The 12541-nt window shown below is 44.3% G+C and carries 13 protein-coding genes; 9 read left to right on the top strand and 4 right to left on the bottom strand.

Going from position 1 to position 12541, the window contains the following annotated elements:
• The first annotated feature begins 112 nt into the window (after positions 1-112).
• From KEM09_RS16485 to arsC, 3 genes are all read left to right on the top strand, one after another.
• Entirely contained in the window at positions 113-1570 is a 1458-nt protein-coding gene (locus tag KEM09_RS16485) for a S1 family peptidase (RefSeq protein ID WP_212229946.1), read from the top strand.
• Between the two features lie 198 nt (positions 1571-1768).
• Positions 1769-2867, top strand: a protein-coding gene (gene prfB / locus KEM09_RS16480; RefSeq protein ID WP_212229945.1) for a peptide chain release factor 2 whose coding sequence is annotated in 2 segments (ribosomal slippage) — positions 1769-1831 and positions 1833-2867 — 1098 coding nt in all. Because the reading frame shifts where the segments join, the coding sequence is not laid out codon by codon here.
• Positions 2868-2917: 50 nt separating this feature from the next.
• Positions 2918-3259, top strand: coding sequence for an arsenate reductase (glutaredoxin) (gene arsC, locus KEM09_RS16475; RefSeq protein WP_212229942.1), 342 nt, complete (start codon positions 2918-2920; stop codon positions 3257-3259).
• Positions 3260-3361: 102 nt separating this feature from the next.
• Here arsC and KEM09_RS16470 read toward each other — a convergent pair whose 3' ends face one another.
• Positions 3362-4384 carry a DUF4097 family beta strand repeat-containing protein gene (locus KEM09_RS16470; RefSeq protein ID WP_212229940.1) on the bottom strand — a complete coding sequence of 341 codons (1023 nt, stop codon included), beginning with the start codon at positions 4382-4384 and terminating at the stop codon, positions 3362-3364.
• A 285-nt stretch (positions 4385-4669) separates the two neighbouring features.
• Between KEM09_RS16470 and KEM09_RS16465 the strand changes: the two genes are divergently transcribed.
• From KEM09_RS16465 to pheS, 5 genes are all read left to right on the top strand, one after another.
• On the top strand, positions 4670-5023 hold the full coding sequence (locus KEM09_RS16465) for a hypothetical protein (RefSeq protein WP_244825066.1): 354 nt from the start codon (positions 4670-4672) through the stop codon (positions 5021-5023).
• Positions 5024-5047: 24 nt separating this feature from the next.
• Positions 5048-5863, top strand: coding sequence for a peptidylprolyl isomerase (locus tag KEM09_RS16460; protein WP_212229938.1), 816 nt, complete (start codon positions 5048-5050; stop codon positions 5861-5863).
• Positions 5864-5965: 102 nt separating this feature from the next.
• On the top strand, positions 5966-6769 hold the full coding sequence (locus KEM09_RS16455) for a peptidylprolyl isomerase (protein WP_212229936.1): 804 nt from the start codon (positions 5966-5968) through the stop codon (positions 6767-6769).
• Between the two features lie 18 nt (positions 6770-6787).
• Entirely contained in the window at positions 6788-8101 is a 1314-nt protein-coding gene (locus tag KEM09_RS16450) for a peptidylprolyl isomerase (protein ID WP_212229934.1), read from the top strand.
• A 159-nt stretch (positions 8102-8260) separates the two neighbouring features.
• Positions 8261-9280: a phenylalanine--tRNA ligase subunit alpha gene (gene pheS / locus KEM09_RS16445; protein WP_212229932.1), complete on the top strand. Its 1020-nt coding sequence runs from the start codon at positions 8261-8263 to the stop codon at positions 9278-9280.
• Between the two features lie 106 nt (positions 9281-9386).
• On the opposite strand, the gene KEM09_RS16440 is transcribed toward pheS, so the two are convergent.
• Positions 9387-9803, bottom strand: coding sequence for an OsmC family protein (locus KEM09_RS16440; protein WP_212229930.1), 417 nt, complete (start codon positions 9801-9803; stop codon positions 9387-9389).
• Between the two features lie 111 nt (positions 9804-9914).
• Here KEM09_RS16440 and KEM09_RS16435 point away from each other — a divergent pair, with 111 nt between their 5' ends.
• Positions 9915-10622 (top strand): Crp/Fnr family transcriptional regulator, encoded by a 708-nt coding sequence (locus tag KEM09_RS16435; protein WP_212192049.1) that lies wholly within the window; start codon positions 9915-9917, stop codon positions 10620-10622.
• 170 nt (positions 10623-10792) lie between these two features.
• Here KEM09_RS16435 and larC read toward each other — a convergent pair whose 3' ends face one another.
• Both larC and KEM09_RS16425 read right to left on the bottom strand, forming a co-directional pair.
• Positions 10793-11581, bottom strand: a complete 789-nt coding sequence (gene larC / locus KEM09_RS16430) for a nickel insertion protein (RefSeq protein ID WP_212229928.1) — start codon at positions 11579-11581, stop codon at positions 10793-10795.
• 75 nt (positions 11582-11656) lie between these two features.
• A complete protein-coding gene (locus KEM09_RS16425) occupies positions 11657-12337 on the bottom strand; it encodes a DUF2461 domain-containing protein (protein ID WP_212229925.1) in 681 nt (226 codons plus the stop codon).
• Positions 12338-12541: the final 204 nt, after the last annotated feature.

The following is a 12541-nucleotide window of genomic DNA, read 5'->3' as shown; positions in this document are numbered from 1 at the left end:
TGAAGTAGCATGCACGGGCAGATAAGCGCAATAGGTGTTCATCTTCTTAATTTGAGAATCAACCAATAAACGTCAATTTTGTTACTTTTGAAGAGACTAATCAAAATCATCAATGACCACGACCAAACTCAAAATACTATTACTATCGCTGATATGGCCTTTTGTGTTGAATGCCCAATCGATTGTAGACATTATCAACAGTACCGAAAAGGCTGTATTTGAAGCACGGGCCTATAACAGTGCCAGGCTACAAACGGGTACTGTATCCGGTTTTCTCCTAAGCAGCGATGGACTGGCTATTACCATGGGCTATATTTTTGAGAAGGCCGACTCAGCCGTAGTAACCTTACGCAGTGGAAAAACATTTGAGGTGGAGCGCATTGTTTCTATTCATCCGCCAACCAATATGGCGTTGATTAAGATAGAACAGAACCGTCAAAAAACCTTCAACTTTCTACTTCCGGCCAAGCAGTCTTTTAAGCAAAATGAGGAACTACTGTTCTTCACTCACCCACTTGAATCGGAAGATGGCATGACCCTGGCCCCTGTTAACGATTTGGCTTTTTTCCCATATCTATCCCGGGCAGGCATTATTAGCGGTGAATATAATACCCGCTCAGCCGGAGCACCTGCCATCAACAACAAAGGCCAATTATGCGGAATTATTAACATGTCGCGCAATGGCATGCATAAATTACTTTACAATACCTACCTGCTCAATGATTCCAACTGGGTGAATATTAATCAGCCTGTTAAAAACAATACATTTTACAAGGAAAAACGTGATGTTCTGAATCCACTGTTCAGTCAGTCTTTGCTCAATATAACCTGCCAGCAATACATTGAGGCGGCTAAAAACCTAAGTAAATACATCCGTCTTTACCCTGAGGATGATCAGGCGTTTTGCTTAAGAGCTTATGCCCGCTATCATTACCAGAACCTGGTGGGCAGCCGCGAAGATATGGACATCTGTCAGGAGCTTAACCCCCATGGCTTCCTGCAATACTATTTTAAAAGCTTGTTTGATTTGGCAGTTGAGAAAGATAATGAAGCACGCATCAATCTGGAGCTGTGCCTTGATAATAAGGTAGATTTCGGACCTGCCATCTGCCAGTTGGCTAAACTCAACCTTGAGAATAACAACGATGTACGAACAGCCTTCGACTGGTTTACGGCTGCCATTGATGCCGACTCACTGCTGGCCGAAGCCTATTACGAAAGAGCCCGCCTGCGTCTCCGGCATTCGTCTGATGAAGAAGCCACACTGGAGGATATTGACAAAACCATCTACCTGGATCCCGATTTGCCGGGTATCTATTCAATCAGAGGCACCATCTTCTTTTCTAAGCAGGATTACCTGCCGGCCATCAGAGACTTTGACCTGGCCATTGAACGGGATATAAAAGATGTGCACGCCTGGTTTAACCGCGGGGTGGCCCACTATAACATTGGCCTGCATCAAAAAGCCTGTTACGACTGGGATAAAGCGGGTAAGCTGGGCAACTACGAAGCGTTTAAGTACATTTCGCGCTATTGCAAAAATGTGAAGCGAAACGTTTACGGCCGATGATGGGTGGCCAGAGACCAGGTTTAACGTTTGTGCAAATGCTAAATTCCAATTTATCTGCGCCACAACACTAAAGCCGAAACAGGAAACATCAGCTTTCACCACTCTATATTTCTAAGCTCTGCCATCTAGCCACAAACTACTGACCACTGACACGAAACTAAAGAACTATTAGTACCTTTGTGTCTTTAATTTTTGAACATGATAACACAAGAAATACTTAAAGATTTAGCAGGACGCGAGTTAGCGTTAAGGAGGTATCTTTGACATCGATCGTAAGAAGGTTGAGATAGAAGAAGAAGAGCTGCGCTCGCAGGCTCCTGATTTCTGGAACGATGCCCAAAAGGCAGAGCTTCAGATGAAAAAACTGCGCGAACTTAAAAGCTGGGTAAACGACTACGAGGAAGTAGCCTCAGCTGTTGAAGATTTACAGGTACTATTTGATTTTCATAAAGCAGGCGAAGCTGATGCGGATGACGTAGACCAGCAGTACGAGCTGAGCAAAGAGCTCCTGGAAAAGCTGGAACTGAAAAACATGCTGCGTCGCGAAGAAGATAAAATGGGTGCCGTACTAAAAATCAATGCTGGTGCAGGAGGCACCGAAAGCCAGGATTGGGCAGAGATGCTGATGCGCATGTACATCCGTTGGGGTGAATCTCACAATTACAAAATTAAGGAGGTGAACTACCAACCGGGCGATGAGGCTGGTGTTAAAACTGTGACCCTTCAGTTTGAGGGCGATTTTGCCTATGGTTACCTGAAGAGTGAGAATGGCGTTCACCGTTTGGTGCGCTTATCGCCATTTAATGCGGCCAATAAGCGTATGACGTCCTTTACATCGGTATTTGTTATTCCGCTAATTGACGATTCCATTGACATTGACATCAATCCCAGCGATATCACCTGGGAAACATTCCGCTCTGGGGGTGCAGGTGGTCAAAATGTGAACAAGGTGGAAACAGGCGTGCGTTTGCGACATGCGCCATCGGGCATTGTGATTGAAAACACCGAGTCGCGCTCACAGCTGGGCAACAAGGAAAACGCTATGCGCCTCCTGAAATCGCAGTTGTACGAGATTGAGTTGCGTAAGAAACTGGAAGAGCAAAATAAGGTGGAATCACAAAAGAAGAAGATTGAGTGGGGCTCACAAATACGCTCTTATGTGATGCAGCCATACAAGCTGGTGAAAGATGTGCGTACCAATCACGAGACATCCAATGTACAGGCCGTAATGGATGGCGATATTGATGGTTTTATCAAGGCCTACCTGATGGAGTTTGGTGCCGAAGAGGTTTTTTAAACAATTGCTGATACCTAACAGTTAAATAGTTGCATTAAAATTCAAAAAGTATGATTACGATATTACATAATCCAAGATGCTCAAAAAGCCGCGCAGGCGTTGCATTGCTTGAAGAGAAAGGTGTTGAATTTGAAATTCTTAAATACCTTGATGATCCTTTAACGCCGGATGAACTGGAAAGCATTTTAGAAAAGCTGGGCATCAGTGCACATGATTTGATTCGTAAAAACGAAGAAGTGTACAAAAATGAATTTGCAGATAAGGAGCTAACCGACGAGGAGTGGGTTCTGGCCATGCTGGAGCACCCGCGTTTAATAGAGCGCCCTATTGTAGTCAATGGCGACAAAGCAGTTATTGGCCGCCCAACTGAAGTGATTGAAACCATCCTGTAATCCAGGATATTGTTTGAAAATATAAAAGCCGATTAGTGATGCACTCACTAATCGGCTTTATTTTGAATATCGCCGGTCAAAACCGGCCTCTGAACCGTTTTCTTATCTGTATGACTGACTGCCTGAACTACTGGTGCCTGTTATCTTTATTGGCCCGCGATCGATGATCAGTTTCTTACGTCCACTACTGCCCTTGGCACTCAGGCTGCCCGATGAAGCCGTTAAGGCAAAACTTAATTCCTCGGTATCGTTGGTCAAATCCATGGATACACTGCCCGATGATGACTTGAAGGTAGAGTTGCCTGTCAGTTTAATATTACTGCCACGCTGACTGCCGCTGGTAGATGACAAGTTAACCGCACCGGTTACATTGCTCAGGCTTAAGCCCCCTGATGATGTACCAGCTTTTACATCGCCTCTTACATCACTGATTTTAACACTTCCCGATGAAGCTTGTGCATACAGGTTACTGCCAATAGAACTAACCGACTGACTACCCGATGAGGTCGTTACATCGGCTTCACCTTCTACACCTTCTACTTTTATGCTGCCACTGGAAGCTTTGGCTTTCAGACTTCCACCAATAGCCATGTGCTTTTGACCACCCGATGAGGTAGTGGCACGCACATCACCAGCTATATCAGCTGTTGAAATACTTCCCGATGAAGCGGATATAGTCAGGTTAGAATCTATGTTTTCGGCTTTTACACTGCCACTTGATGCCTCTAGCTTCACCATTACCTGGCCAATATTTGAGACATAAACACTACCACTTGAGTTCTCTACATCGATATTGGTATTGGTCGGCACATTCAGTTCCAGTTTACCTTTTACATTACGTAATGAATTCGGACGGTCAATCCAAACGCGTAAGGTACCACCACTCACATTGTGACGTATCTTGACATCATATTGCTTTGAACCATTTACTTCTCCAGTCAGGTGCACGTCATTGCCAGTGCCACCGTTTATGCGAACACCACAAAACGAGCCTTCCACTTCCACAGAAGTAATATTACTATAGGTTTCATCCACCTTATCAATGACATCCTGTGCCTGCACGACCGGTACCAGCATCAAGACGGCTGCAAACGCTAAAAAACTTCTTCTAATTACTTTCATCATAGTATCTTTTGGGTAAAACATTTACTTATGTATAGGACGCAATATTCCCTACAAAAAATAGGACGCTCACACATTCGAAGAAGTTACAACTAAACGAACATTTTATCGAGTTTATCCTGATTCTAATCTGAGTTTTAAAATTTAAATCGAACTCAGGTTATTAGTTTAAAAGATACAACACTTAGACATCTGCGCTCATAACTCAACTTTTTACAGCAGGTGTTGTTAGCTTTCAACAGGTCGAAAAGCTCTTGTGCATTACGAGCGATTGATTAATTTTGAAACATGGCAGAGATGACAACTGAAGAATTTGAGCAAGAATGGGATAAACTGATCCTGAAAGTCAGTAAGCACTTTAAGGTGAGTGCCGAATACGAATTTATACTGTTTGTGTTGGGCATACAGGAAATGGGCTGGGGCTTCCGCGAATTTTCAAAAACTGAAAAGATGGACCTCATCAACGTGGCCCGCTGTCGCATATTGGTGCGTCAGGGCATTATTAAGGAAACAGGAATTGATGCCGATGGATTCCCGATATTTGAAAGCAGCCCCAAACTGAAGTCCATGATGCCTTCTTATCAAAACCAACTCATTAAAAAGGGACTCATTGAGTACTTTAAAAATGTGGAATTTGCATAAACAAATTGAACTAACAATATTAACATGAAACATCTACTATCAATCGCTCTGGCCATCATCGTATTGTCTGCCTGTAGCACTCAGCCCAAAGAGGGTGTTATGTTGCTAATGGAAACATCAAAAGGCAATATGAAAATAAAGCTCTATGATGAAACACCTCAGCACCGCGATAACTTTGTAAAACTAGCTGAAGAAGGCTTCTACGATTCTCTGCTGTTCCATCGTGTTATCAATGAATTTATGATTCAGGGCGGCGACCCCGAATCGAAAGGTGCTGCATCAGGTGCTATGCTGGGCAATGGCGGGCCAGGCTACCAGGTTCCTGCTGAAATCAACTACCCAACACTCTTTCATAAGAAAGGTGCATTGGCTGCAGCACGCACGGGCGATAATGTAAATCCTGAACGTAAGTCATCGGGCTCACAGTTTTACATTGTACAAGGCAAAACCTATAACGACGAAGGATTTACTGCCATTGAGAAGCGTTACGAAGACATGAAACGTCAGCAGCTTTTTTATCAAACCCTGGAGGATTATAAAGATACGCTTCAGATATTACAGCAGGCCGGTAACCAGCAAGGCTTTATGGATATGCGTGTATTGATTGAGGAAGAAGTGGAGAAAAAACTGGCCAATGAACCCAAGCAAACTATTCCGGAAGAAGTAAAAGAAGTGTATCGCACGGTTGGCGGTGTGCCTCACCTCGATGATAATTACACGGTGTTTGGTGAAGTGGTTGAAGGACTGGATGTGATCGATTCCATTGCAACAGTGAATACTAACCAGATGGATCGCCCACTGGAAGATGTTTACATTGTAAAAGTTAAGGTATTGAAGTAAATCCTGAGTTAATCAGATGATAAGACCTACCCGGTAGCTGAACGCATTGTTTCGGCTACCGGATTCTTTTTTTATATCTTGCAGGTTCAAATAGTTTTAGCAATGCACAGACTACTTTTTCTTACCATAAGCGTAATATATTTCTCACTGATGAATGCCCAGGAGCCGGTGTACTATGTTAATATCTCCACCAACATGGGCAACATGAAGGTGAAACTCTATAACGAGACGCCTAATCATCGCGATAACTTTCTGAAGCTGGTGGGTGATCAGCATTTTAACGGCACCTTGTTTTATCGGGTCGTAAAAGGTTTTGTTATCCAGGGCGGCTCATCCGATTCGCGCAATGCAGCACCAGGCAGGGCCATTGGCTACGGCAAAGCCATTAATATAGATGCCGAATACCACGAAAATTGTTTCCACAAACGCGGAGCCATCTGTGCCCCACGCCAACCCGAAGAAGTGAACCATTTCAAAATGTCGGATGTATCGCAGTTTTATATTGTGCAGGGCCGCAAATACACCAATGAGGAGTTGGACATGATTGAAAAGGCGACCAATAACCCGATTAAAATTGAGCTAAAAAGACAATACTATCTTCCTCACAAAGAGGAGCTGGCCCGACTGAAACAGGAAGACCCCAAGGCGTTTAACAAGCTGCTGCGCGAAATAAAGGATAACATCAACTTTCATTACAGCATTTCCGATAAAATTGAGTTTTCGGAACAGCAACGTCAGCAATACTCAACCATTGGTGGAACACCTGAGCTGGATGGCGATTACACCGTATTTGGCGAGGTGGTAGAGGGCCTGAGTGTGATTAATAAAATTGCCTCATTACCGGTTGATAAAAATAACCGTCCGCAAACCGACGTGACTATCAAAGTAAGCATTGTAACCCAGTAAAAAGAAACCTGTCAACACATGCAAGACCAAAGATCTATCAATCCAATACGTCTTAAGCAAATATATAAACTGTTGTTATGCCTGATGGTAGCCAGCCTGATGGCTTGTAACACCAATTCCAGAAAAGAGAAAGCCATTGATACATTCAAGGGTTCGTACCAGGATAATGTGAAGGGCATTGTCAGCCTGCGCACCTTCGATCACTATACACGCCGCCTCAATGATGGCTATGGCTTTTATGTGGCGCCTAACCTGGTGGTGACCAACTTGAGTTTTATAAAAGGCGCCTATAAAGTGAAAGCCTCCCCCATGGATCTGGAAGATTTCTCCTCGGTACAAGGCTATGTGGCCTACGATGTGGATTTGGACCTTGTGCTGCTAAAGGTGACCCGCCGTAACCTCAACTACCTGAGCCTTAAAGATGCAACCTTCAAAGCTGATTCGGTTTACCAGCTCTACAGGAATAACCGGAAGCTCTATTTCAACGAAGATGCATTGGGCACCGGCATTGTCAGTGATACCATCACCTATAAACCATATGATGGTGATTTTAAACCCGGTAACCCGGTCTTTGCCCAAAGCCATCGCCTGGCAGGATTGGTGCAGGAAACAGACGGTAGTAAACGGGTGTTGGAGGCCAAATGGATCAACCAGCTTATTGAGCAAAAGTCATCCAGCCCCGAATCGATATACGAGCTCCGTAACAAATCCAATAAAGTTTACATCTCGCACACCAAAGTGAAAGGTTTTCGCATCATCACCAACATGGGCAATATTGAACTGGCCCTATCGGACCAAACACCTGATTACCGCGATAACTTTATTAAGCTGGTGAGTGACCACTTTTACGACAGTCTGCTGGTACACCGCGTCATCAAAGATTTCCTGGTGCAAACGGGTGCGGCCGACTCCAAATATGCTAAAAAGGACGATGTAGTAGGCTGGCAAGGCCCGGGCTACACACTAAAAATGAATATTGTACCAGAGCTCTTTCACAAGCGCGGGATGATTGCCGCCTCTAAGCTCCCGGAAGATCGCAACCGGCATAACCGCAGCGATGGCTCCCAGTTTTACATTGTAGCCGGCCGCCGCTTTAGTGATGCCGAACTGGATGATTTAGAAGCTGAGAAAGGCATTAAGTACACAACTGCACAACGAAAAGCCTATACCAGCGTTGGCGGTGCCCCCTACCTCGATGGTGACTACACCGTGTTTGGCTGGGTAACCAAAGGCATGGATGTGGTGGATAAGATGGCAGGTGTTAAAACCTACGCCATTGACCGGCCGGTAAATGAAATACGTATCAAAACCATTGAGATAATCAGAAAATAGGAGTCCGGGAAGTCCAGTCACAGGCTGTATCAATTATGACTGGTTATCGGTAGTGAGCGTTTCCAAACCACCAGGCGAAAAAAGAAACACAATATACATCCGTCATCCCAATCGTTTTATTAATTTTGCAAGTCGCTATACTAAAGTAATTAAACAATCATGTTAGATAGAATCAATCAATTAGCTGAAGAGATTAAGAGCCTGGCTGCATCAACAGCAGAGGAGGCTGAGCAACTAAGAATTAAGTATTTAAGTAAAAAAGGGTTGGTTTCTCAGCTGTTTGATGAGTTTAAGACGATTCCGAACGAGCAAAAGCGCGAAGTTGGTAAAGTACTGAATGTACTGAAGACACAAGCATTGGACAAAATCAATGAGCTGAAAGAAAGCTTTGCATCCAACGGACAGGGTGAGTCAGGTGCCGACCTTACATTGCCTGGTACCTCTTTTGAACTGGGAAGCCGTCACCCGCTATCAATTGTTAAGAACGAGATTGTTGATATTTTCGCCCGCTTAGGCTTTACTGTTGCCGATGGACCGGAGATTGAAGATGATCACCACGTGTTTGAAGCGCTTAATTTCCCGCCAGAACACCCGGCACGTGATATGCAGGATACCTTCTTTATCGCCACCAACCCGGATGTACTGTTACGTACGCATACCTCATCGGTGCAGGTGCGTGTGATGGAAAAGCAACAGCCGCCCATCCGTGCAATCTTCCCCGGACGTGTATTCCGTAACGAAGCTATCTCGGCCCGTGCTCACTGTATCTTCCACCAGGTAGAAGGCCTTTACATCGATAAGAATGTATCGTTTGCCGACCTGAAGCAGACCTTACTGTATTTCTCTAAGGAGCTGTTTGGTGCAGATACCAAGATTCGCCTGCGTCCGTCGTACTTCCCGTTTACTGAGCCATCGGCTGAAATGGATATTTCATGTTCATTGTGTGGTGGCAAAGGCTGTAACGTATGTAAATACACAGGCTGGGTAGAGATTCTTGGATGTGGTATGGTGGATCCGGCAGTACTTGAAGCCAGTGGCATTGACAGCAACGAATATACCGGTTTTGCCTTTGGTATGGGTATCGAACGTATTACCATGCTGAAGTACCAGATTAAGGATATCCGACTGTTCTTTGAAAACGATAAACGCTTCCTCGACCAGTTTAAGTCGGCCGAGTAAAAAGCCCCTATAAAATAGCAAAAACCCCTGTTCTATTCGAGCAGGGGTTTCTTGTTTTGTTAGCCTTCTCAGGCTCAAAAATTGATGTTTAATAACATTTTTTAAACTATTCAATCACTCGTATTTCGGTTGTAACAGGTATGGCTTTTTTATAAAGGGCCGATACACCGCAATACCTTTCTTCCGACAAGTTGACCGCTTTTTCCAATTTGTCCATAGGTAAATCCTTGCCTTTGAACTCATAAATCACGTGCATCTTTTCGTAATATTTAGGATGCTCCTCAGTCAAATCACCCTCTACAATTATCTGTAAATCTTCAACTTCCACACGCATCTTCTTAAGTATCGACACCACATCCATACCCGTGCAACCAGCTAAAGCCGTTAACATAAGTATCTTCGGGCGAGGTCCCTTATCCTCTCCCCCGTTCTCTTTTCCGGCATCTAAAACTAACTTATGACCGAATAATTCTGTTTCCCAAGACATGTTACCTGTCCACTTAATGCTCGTTGATGTTTTCATGTATTTAACTATTTAGATATTTCAAATATAGTAATTATCTGACCTTTTTATATCTTTGCCTTCAAATGATGACATTTATCACTTTTTTATTCATTCAGTTGTAGTCAAGTTATGAAAAATATTCAAAGTGTCCCTTTCAGCGACGAGGTAGATTTGCTGTCATATGAAATATTCAGCGGTTTAACGGAAGAGGAATTAGACTCTTTGACGCAGTCGATGAGCTGTACCCTGCACAAACGCGGTAATATTCTTTACCACGAGGGTAGTCGTATCAATGGTGCCTATGTAGTAATCAAAGGGATCTTGAAGATTTACAAGACAGGTTTTGACGGGAAAGAGCAGATCATCCGATTTGCAAAAGATGGCGATTTAATAGGCTTTAGATCGGTTGTGAGTGATGAATTGGCGTGTACCACGTCCAAAGTAGTAAATGATGCTGTGCTGTGTTATTTACCATCAGAAGTACTTACCAGCCTGATTAAGGTCAACCCTGAATTTGCCATGTCGTTGATGAAACTGACTTGTCGTGAGTTGGGTGAGTCGAACAAATTCTTAACCGACATTGCGCAAAAAACAGTGCGTGAACGCTTAGCCGAGGTATTATTACTGCTTATGGACACCTTCGATTTGGACGAGGACAGCACACTGCAAATCTCCTTAACACGCGAAGAACTGGCCAATATGGTGGGTACCGCCACCGAATCGGTGATTCGTTTGCTATCGGAATTTAAATCAGATAAGCTGATTGAGCTGAACGGTCGTAAGATTAAGCTGATTAATATCCCTAAGCTGATTAAGATTGGTAACGTGTATATTTAGTCAGTAGCTTATTAATGCAGTATCAAGATGCAAGACATAAGATTTAAGACTTTATAAAACAAGCACAACGCCTGAGCTCTTTCGAACTCAGGCGTTTCTTTTTTCCGAAAGTCTTAACGACTTGCTTATCTGTTGGTATTTCCCAATATCATGAAGGTTTTTATCTAAATCTAAACCAATTGTATTTTTAACGGGGGTATGGGAAAATCCTTGCCTCCCCTTGAGGTGCCTTCCTTGATGATAGCAGCACCATTGTGGGCACTTAGCTGTGCATCCAGGGCAGCCAGTAAGGCCGAGCCCGTTGGTGTGCACAATTCTTTTTCGATGGGTCCCATCTCCCAAGGCAGTTGATAGGTATCAAATATAATTTTCGTAGCCGGGGCCGGTACCGGCAGATGCCCATGCGAAAAGGTAATATGTCCGCCGCCAAAACTCACCGGATTAAGCAGACTCGCATTGGCAGGTGCACTGAGCAGCTGCAGCCCCATGACCGCACCGGTGATGTCAATCAATATATCCTGGGCCTCGTGCAGGTAGGCATCTTCGTGATGCTCATGATGATGATCGGTGTCGTCATGATGATGGTGATGGTGCGCATGGATATGGTCGGTGAGGAAGGTATTCTCTTTATGGGCTCTTATTTCGGCCTTAACCAATACATTCAGGGCCTTGAACCCAAACTGCCGGTAGGTTTCAGTAATGCCGAGCACCTCAAAAATATCCTCAAGTAAATGATAGGCTTTATGACCCGACAAATGCCCGTGATTATGGGAAATATCTATATGCAGACGGTGTGCCCCATCGTGGGTGAGTGAAGTGGAAATACTGGCTTTCCCTATTTTTTCAGCAGCCAGCCGCATAGCGTGCAGCATCTGCTTCTCATCGGCACCGGCCGAAATAAGAGCGGCTGCAAACATATCTCCGGCAATACCGCCTGTTGCGTCAATTAATAGTTGCATATTGTTTTAAGCTTTAGCTATCAGCCACAACTGTTAGCTCTGTTATGTTTTAATCTGTTTAGAACATTTACCGGCTTAGAGGATGATTTCATCTTCTTCGGCCTCAATACCCCGGTTGATAAACGTATTGTGCGGTTCGAGCACCTGAATAATGTAGCGCACGTGATCTGCAGCACCCGGCCCTGTCAGGTCCTCATCAGCAGCGGCATGCAGGGGTGCAAATGACTTGTATTTAAGCAGCTCAATATCTTCAAAGTTCTTCGGAAAACCTTTGGGTGCCATCTTCAGCTTATCCTCAAACATCTCGGGAAACACCTTTGTAAAGGTCTTATCGTGGATGATGGCCTTGTACTCATCGGCAAAGTTGTATATCTCACGACGGATGGCCTTTAGCACATCGGCCGGCGGACAGTAGCTGCCACCCGCCACCATACTGGCACCCGGCTCAACATGCAGGTAATAGCCTGCCAGCGTACTCTTGCGGCCACCCTTTGCCACAAAGCCACCCATATTGGTTTTATAGGGCGTCTTATCCTTTGAGAAACGGGTATCGCGATAAATACGAAACACGCATTCCTTGGGCGATAAATCACCTATACTGGGATCGATGGTGTGCACAATTTCAATAAACTGCTGCATCGACTGTTCAAAAGACGCTTTGGCCTCGTTAAAGAAAGCCTTATTGTCGTTGAACCAATCGCGGTTGTTATTCGCCTTAAGCTGCGTCAGGAAATCAAATACTAAAGGGTCTACCATATCTCGGGTTTTAGTTGATGAAGATGCAAAATACAAAATTAGTTTTAGATGAAAGATGATATCCTATGGAGCAGCATCTGTTTAATACTATTCTTCCGAAGTAATGCCTCCCCATCGGCTTACAGCCACTTCCCCAAGGGGAAGATTTTATTCGCTGCCTGGTTAATGTGGCTAACAGATTTCCCCCTTGGAGAACTACCCTTT

The organism is Carboxylicivirga mesophila, assembly GCF_018271975.1.
Taxonomy (GTDB): domain Bacteria; phylum Bacteroidota; class Bacteroidia; order Bacteroidales; family Marinilabiliaceae; genus Carboxylicivirga; species Carboxylicivirga mesophila.
The sequence above is the reverse complement of the archived record's forward strand: the minus strand, read 5'-3'. Positions and strand labels throughout refer to the sequence as shown.

Bases quoted from the DNA above. Each gene is read 5' to 3' on its own strand.
- pheS (WP_212229932.1), top strand. From the start codon at position 8,261: ATGTTAGATAGAATCAATCAATTAGCTGAAGAGATTAAGAGCCTGGCT.
- KEM09_RS16455 (WP_212229936.1), top strand. From the start codon at position 5,966: ATGCACAGACTACTTTTTCTTACCATAAGCGTAATATATTTCTCACTG.
- KEM09_RS16460 (WP_212229938.1), top strand. From the start codon at position 5,048: ATGAAACATCTACTATCAATCGCTCTGGCCATCATCGTATTGTCTGCC.
- KEM09_RS16435 (WP_212192049.1), top strand. From the start codon at position 9,915: ATGAAAAATATTCAAAGTGTCCCTTTCAGCGACGAGGTAGATTTGCTG.
- KEM09_RS16450 (WP_212229934.1), top strand. From the start codon at position 6,788: ATGCAAGACCAAAGATCTATCAATCCAATACGTCTTAAGCAAATATAT.
- KEM09_RS16470 (WP_212229940.1), bottom strand. From the start codon at position 4,384: ATGATGAAAGTAATTAGAAGAAGTTTTTTAGCGTTTGCAGCCGTCTTG.
- KEM09_RS16485 (WP_212229946.1), top strand. From the start codon at position 113: ATGACCACGACCAAACTCAAAATACTATTACTATCGCTGATATGGCCT.
- KEM09_RS16440 (WP_212229930.1), bottom strand. From the start codon at position 9,803: ATGAAAACATCAACGAGCATTAAGTGGACAGGTAACATGTCTTGGGAA.
- KEM09_RS16425 (WP_212229925.1), bottom strand. From the start codon at position 12,337: ATGGTAGACCCTTTAGTATTTGATTTCCTGACGCAGCTTAAGGCGAAT.
- arsC (WP_212229942.1), top strand. From the start codon at position 2,918: ATGATTACGATATTACATAATCCAAGATGCTCAAAAAGCCGCGCAGGC.
- larC (WP_212229928.1), bottom strand. From the start codon at position 11,581: ATGCAACTATTAATTGACGCAACAGGCGGTATTGCCGGAGATATGTTT.
- KEM09_RS16465 (WP_244825066.1), top strand. From the start codon at position 4,670: ATGGCAGAGATGACAACTGAAGAATTTGAGCAAGAATGGGATAAACTG.